Raw genomic sequence first — 2,139 nt, forward strand, 5'->3', positions numbered from 1 at the left:
CACACGACAGCTGAGCCGGCCCGGCCTCAGCCGGCGGACCGCACCAGCGCGCCGCCGTGCGGTGGCAGGGCGAGCACGCCGTCGGCGAGGGTGACGCCCGAGGGCGTCTCGAAGAGGACCTCGGCGTCGCCGACCCGCACCCGCGCGGGCTGGTGACCGAAGTTGACCGCGGCCGTCGTCTCGCCGCGGTGCATCACGAAGAGCCGCCGCTCCTCGTCGGCCTCGCACCGCAGGTGCGTGAACGCCGGATCGGTGAGCTCGGGCAGGGCGCGGCGCAGCTGCGCCAGGCGGCGGTAGACCGCCAGGAGGCGCCGGCCGCGCTCGCCGTGGGTCTCCGACCAGTCGAGCCTGGAGCGCTCGTACGTCGCCGGGTCCTGGGGGTCGGGTACCTGCCCCGGATCCCAGCCGTGCTCGGCGAACTCCGCGATGCGGCCCTCGGCGGTCGCCCGGCCCAGGTCCTCCTCCGGATGGGAGGTGAAGAACTGGAACGGCGTCGAGGCCGCCCACTCCTCGCCCTGGAAGAGCATCGGCGTGAACGGGCCGGCCAGGGTGAGCAACGCCGCGCAGGCCAGCTGGTCGTCGTCCAGGCTCTCGGCGAGCCGATCGCCGCGGGCGCGGTTGCCGACCTGGTCGTGGTTCTGGCTGCCGACCACCAGCCGCCAGGTCGGCATGGTGGCGCGGTCGATCGGCACCCCGTGCGGCCGTCCGCGGAACGACGACCAGGTGCCGTCGTGGAAGAACCCGCGCTCGCAGACCTTCGCCAGCGCGGAGAGCGGCGCGAAGTCAGCGTAGTAGCCCTGGGTCTCCCCGGTCAGCGCGACGTGGAGGGCATGGTGGAAGTCGTCGCTCCACTGGGCGTCGAGCCCGTAGCCCCCGGCCTCCCGCGGTGTGACCAGTACGGGGTCGTTGAGATCCGACTCCGCGATCAGCGTCAGCGGACGGCGCTGGTGAGCCGACAGCGCCGCGACGTCGACGGCCAGCTGGGCGAGCAGGTGCGGCCGAGAGGCGTCGGAGAGCGCATGCACGGCGTCGAGCCGCAGGCCGTCCACGTGGTAGTCCGCCAACCACATCCGGACGTTGTCACGGATGTAGGAGCGCACCTCCGCCGACCCGTCCCCGTCGAGGTTCACCAGGTCGCCCCAGGCGTTGCGGCCTTCCTTGAGATAGGGACCGAACAGCGGCAGGTAGTTCCCGGACGGGCCGAGGTGGTTGTAGACCACGTCCTGGATGACCCCGATGCCAGCCCCATGGCAGCCGTCGACGAAACGCTGGTACGCCGCGGGGCCGCCGTACTCCTCCTGGACGGCGAACCAGGCGACGCCGTCGTAGCCCCAGTTGTGGCTGCCGTTGAAGGCGTTGACCGGCATCAGCTCGACGAGGTCCACGCCGATCGAGCGCAGGTGGTCGAGCCTGTCCAGCGCGGCGTCGAGCGTGCCCTCCGGTGTGAACGTGCCGACGTGGAGCTCGTAGATCACCGAGCCGGCGAGCTGGCGACCGGTCCAGGCCTGGTCACGCCACGTGTGACCCGCCGGGTCGTAGGTTCGCGAGCGCTGGTGGACGCCCGCCGGCTGGCGCCGCGACCGTGGGTCGGGTCGCGGCACGTCCTCGTCGTCGATCAGATAGCCGTAGTCCACCTCCGTGGTGATGTCCGGAACGGGCCCCGACGGCGTCCACCAGTCGTCCGGGCCCCTGGTCATCTCCACCATCGCATCGCCCACCGACAGTCTCAGGCGCCGAGGCCGCGGCGCCCACACGTCGTACGGCTTCCGCGTCACGTCCGCTCCTCCCGCACCAGCAGCGCCACCGGATAGCCGGCCAGCAGGTCGCCCAACCGAGACGACGCCACCGCCGCGCCGGTGAGCGCGTCCCGCCACGAGCCTGGCGGCAGCGTCAGCGTCGTGTCGCCCCAGCCGCCGCGAGCGACCAGCCCGACCGGCAGCCGGGTCGCCACCGTCACCGCTCCGCCACGGTCGAACGCCAGCACATGCTCCGCCGCCTCGCCGACGGCGTCGACCGGCGCGTAGGACGAGAACAGCTCGGGCCGGTCACGGCGCAACGTCAGCGCCCGGTGCACGACCAACAGCTTCGCAGCGCCGGCGTCCTCCACGCCGTGCGGCGCCACCACCTCCGCCCCGGAGG

The 2,139-nt window shown here is 72.9% G+C and carries 1 protein-coding gene and 1 pseudogene; both read right to left on the reverse strand.

Annotated features, from left to right (window positions below):
- Positions 1 to 26 precede the first annotated feature (26 nt).
- On the reverse strand, positions 27 to 1,775 hold the full coding sequence (gene treZ, locus VHA72_RS08055) for a malto-oligosyltrehalose trehalohydrolase (protein ID WP_325574038.1): 1,749 nt from the start codon (positions 1,773 to 1,775) through the stop codon (positions 27 to 29).
- Positions 1,772 to 2,139 (reverse strand): annotated as a pseudogene (locus tag VHA72_RS08060) (malto-oligosyltrehalose synthase); the annotation flags it as partial. The pseudogene VHA72_RS08060 and the gene treZ, both read right to left, overlap by 4 nt.

The sequence above is a fragment of the Nocardioides sp. genome (assembly GCF_035547795.1).
In the GTDB taxonomy this organism is placed as follows: domain Bacteria; phylum Actinomycetota; class Actinomycetes; order Propionibacteriales; family Nocardioidaceae; genus Nocardioides.